This window comes from Streptomyces otsuchiensis (genome assembly GCF_004305975.1).
Classification (GTDB): Bacteria; Actinomycetota; Actinomycetes; order Streptomycetales; family Streptomycetaceae; genus Streptomyces; species Streptomyces otsuchiensis.
The window spans coordinates 1-3,320 of sequence record NZ_BHZI01000424.1 but is presented as its reverse complement, the minus strand read 5'-3'; the positions used below and the strand labels follow the sequence as shown (position 1 = coordinate 3,320).

The following is a 3,320-nucleotide window of genomic DNA, read 5'->3' as shown; positions in this document are numbered from 1 at the left end:
CGGTGTGACGGCCCGGCGCGGTGGTGGGGCGGGGTGGGGGTGGGATGCTGGCGGTCGCGTGGCCGTGCCGCGCGGTGTGCGGCGTGTCCGCCGTTCCTGTCCGTCCGTGCCCCCGGAGCCCGTCACGTGTCCGATGTCGCCGCCGAAGTGCTGTCTGTCGCTGTGCTGCTGTCGGTGCTCGCGTTTGTGATCATTCGGCCCCGGCGTTGGCCGGAGGTCGCGGCTGCGGTTCCGGCCGCCGGGCTGCTGATGCTGGTCGGTGCGGTCTCACCGACCGAGGCGTGGGCGGAGACGCAGCGGTTGGCGCCGGTGGTCGGTTTTCTGGCGGCGGTGTTGCTGCTGTCCCATCTGTGTGCGGGGGAGGGGCTGTTCAGTACGGCTGGTGCCACTGTCGCCCGGTTGTGCCGGGGACGGCCGCGTCGGCTGCTGGTCGGGGTGTTCGTGCTGGCGTCGCTGACCACGGCGGTGTTGAGTCTGGACGCGACCGCCGTGTTGCTGACGCCGGTGGTGATCGCCACGGTGATGCGGGCCGGTGCGCGTCCCCGGCCGCACCTGTACGCCAACGCGCATCTGGCCAACTCGGCTTCGCTGTTGCTGCCCGTCTCCAACCTGACCAATCTGCTGGCCTTCGCTGCCAGTGGGCTGACGTTCACCCGCTTCGGCATCCTGATGGCACCGGCGTGGCTGGTGGTGATCGCCATCGAGTACCTGGTGTTCCGTCGCTACTTCCGTGCCGATCTCGACGCCCCGGCGGAGCCCGCGCCGGACGAACAGCGCATTGAGGTACCGGTGTTCGCGCTGGTGGTCCTGGCGTTGACGCTGGTCGGCTTCGTGGCCACCTCGTTCGCGGGCCTCTCCCCGGCGTGGGCCGCCTGCGCGGGGGCGACGGTGCTGGCGGTGCGGGCGCTGCGCGCGGGACGGACCGGAGTGGGCGGCCTGGTGGCCGCCTGCAACCCGCTGTTCTGCCTGTTCGTGCTGGCGCTGGGCGTGGTGGTGAAGGCGGTGGTGGACAACGGCCTGGACACGTTCGCCGAGCGGCTGCTGCCGGACGGTTCCGGGCTGCTGGCATTGCTGACGATCGCCGCCCTGGCGGCGCTGCTGGCGGCCGGCATCAACAACCTGCCGGCCACCCTCGCGCTGCTCCCGATCGTCGCCGACGCGGGTGCGGGGCCGGTGCTGGCGGTCCTGATCGGCGTCAACATCGGTCCCAACCTGACCTATGTCGGCTCGCTGTCCACGCTGTTGTGGCGGCGGGTGCTGCACGAGCACGACATGGACGCCTCGCTGCGGGACTTCACCTGGCTCGGCCTGCTGACCGTGCCGTTGACGCTGGTGGCGGCGACCACTGCGCTCTGGGCGATGCTGCACACCGTGGGAGCGTGAGGCACTGCTCCGCGCCCCCACGTCAGGGGCCAGGTGCCACGCCCTCGGCCGTCAGCTGAAGACGCCGCTGTAGGCGTTGAGCGCGGGCTGTCCGCCCAGGTGGGCGTAGAGGACGTTGGAGCCCTTCGGGATGTCGCCCTCGCGTACCAGGTCGATCAGCCCGGCCATCGACTTGCCCTCGTACACGGGGTCGATGATCATCCCCTCCAGGCTGCCGCTGAGGCGGATGGCGTCCAGCGTCGACTGCACCGGGATGCCGTACAGGTCACCGGCCCAGCCCTCCAGCACGGTGATCTCGTCCTCCCGCAACTCCCGTCCGAGGCCGATTCGTTCGGCGGTGGCACGGGCGATCTTCTCGACCTGGGCGCGGGTCTCGGCGAGTTTGGCCGAGGCGTCGATGCCGATCACGCGTCGCGGCCGGTCCTGCCCGGCGAAGCCCGCGATCATCCCGGCGTGGGTGCTGCCGGTGACGCTGCACACCACGACGGTGTCGAAGAAGACGCCGAGTTCGCGTTCCTGGGCCTCCACCTCCCGGGCCCAGTTGGCGAAGCCGAGCCCGCCCAGCGGGTGGTCGGAGGCACCGGCCGGGATGGCGTAGGGGGTGCCGCCGGCCGCGCGAACGTCCTCCAGTGCCTGGTTCCAGCTCTCCTTGAAGCCGATACCGAAGCCGGCCCGCACCAGCCGCACGTCGGCGCCCATCACGCGGGAGAGCAGGATGTTGCCGACCTTGTCGTTGACGGCGTCCGGCCAGTCCACCCAACTCTCTTGCACCAGAACGGCCTTGAGCCCCAGCTTGGCCGCGACGGCGGCGACCTGCCGGGTGTGGTTGGACTGCACCCCGCCGATGGTCACCAGGGTGTCCGCGCCCTGGGCGAGCGCGTCGGGGACGAGGTACTCCAGCTTGCGGGTCTTGTTGCCGCCGAAGGCCAGGCCGCTGTTGCAGTCCTCCCGCTTGGCCCAGATCCGGGCGCCGCCGAGGTGGTCGCTGAGCCGGTCCAGGGGGTGCACCGGGCTGGGGCCGAACAGCAGCGGGTGACGGTCGAAGTCGTCGAGGGACACGGTGCCTCCGTTGGGGGTCGGGCGTGGGGCCGTTCGAGTGCGGGGCGAGTGCGGGGCGAGTGTGGGACGGGGGCGCGTTCAGGGGCCCGCAAGGCTCGGGGATTCGCCGCCGTCCGGGCCCGGGGTGGTGAGCAGCGGAGTCAGCGTCTGCCAGTTCTCCCGCGACGCCGTCGCTGCGGCCTCGGCGTCCCCGGCGGCGCAGAGGTCGACGATTCGCTCGTGCTGGGCGACAGAGGCGCGGCCCGCGAGCGAGGAGAACCGCAGCCGTTCCACCCGGCGCAGCACCGGCGTGAACTGCTCCAGCACCGTGTGCACCGCCTGGTTGGCGGACGCCGTCACCGGCACGCCGTGGAAGGCGTCGTCGGCGTCCAGCGCGCCCGCGACGTCTCCGGCGCGCAGCGCGGCGGCGAACCGGGCGTTGGCGGCGCGCATCGCGTCGAGTTCGGTGGCGGCGAGGTGGGGGACCGCCTCGCGGACCGCGAGTTCGTGCATGGCGGCCACCACCGACTGGGCGTGGTGCACGGCCCGCACGTCCAGCGGGCTGACGATGGTGTGCCGGCCGGGCTTGGTGTGCACCAGCCCGGCCTGCTCCAGCCGTCCGAGGGCGTCGCGGACCGGGGTGCGGCTCACTCCGAGCCAGGCGACCAGGTCGGTGTCGTTCAGCCGCTCGCCCGGGGCGAGCGTGCCGTCGACGATCGCGTCCCGGATCGCCCGGTAGGCGTCCTCCCGCAGGAGGGATCGGCTGACAAGACCTCGACGCTCTGGAACCGGCATGCGAAATATTGCACTCCGGATGAAGGATTTCGTCAAGAGGAGGGGACCGGCGCGTGACGTGACCGTGCCCCCGCCGCGGGGCGGGGGCACGGTCACGGCACGCG

At 72.0% G+C, this 3,320-nt stretch carries 3 protein-coding genes; 1 reads left to right on the top strand and 2 read right to left on the bottom strand.

Translation table 11 applies throughout. From position 1 onward, the window contains the following. The first annotated feature begins 126 nt into the window (after positions 1-126). Positions 127-1,383, top strand: coding sequence for an SLC13 family permease (locus E0D90_RS24620; protein ID WP_130800147.1), 1,257 nt, complete (start codon positions 127-129; stop codon positions 1,381-1,383). 51 nt (positions 1,384-1,434) lie between these two features. Here the strand turns inward: E0D90_RS24620 and E0D90_RS24615 are convergent, their stop codons facing one another. Continuing rightward, positions 1,435-2,442 carry a 1-aminocyclopropane-1-carboxylate deaminase gene (locus E0D90_RS24615; protein WP_130800146.1) on the bottom strand — a complete coding sequence of 336 codons (1,008 nt, stop codon included), beginning with the start codon at positions 2,440-2,442 and terminating at the stop codon, positions 1,435-1,437. Between the two features lie 78 nt (positions 2,443-2,520). After that, positions 2,521-3,216 carry a GntR family transcriptional regulator gene (locus E0D90_RS24610; protein WP_130800145.1) on the bottom strand — a complete coding sequence of 232 codons (696 nt, stop codon included), beginning with the start codon at positions 3,214-3,216 and terminating at the stop codon, positions 2,521-2,523. Between the last annotated feature and the right edge of the window lie 104 nt (positions 3,217-3,320).

What these genes read in the sequence shown, in the direction of transcription:
- E0D90_RS24610 (WP_130800145.1), bottom strand. Translation starts at nt 3,216, where the DNA reads ATGCCGGTTCCAGAGCGTCGAGGTCTTGTCAGCCGATCCCTCCTGCGG.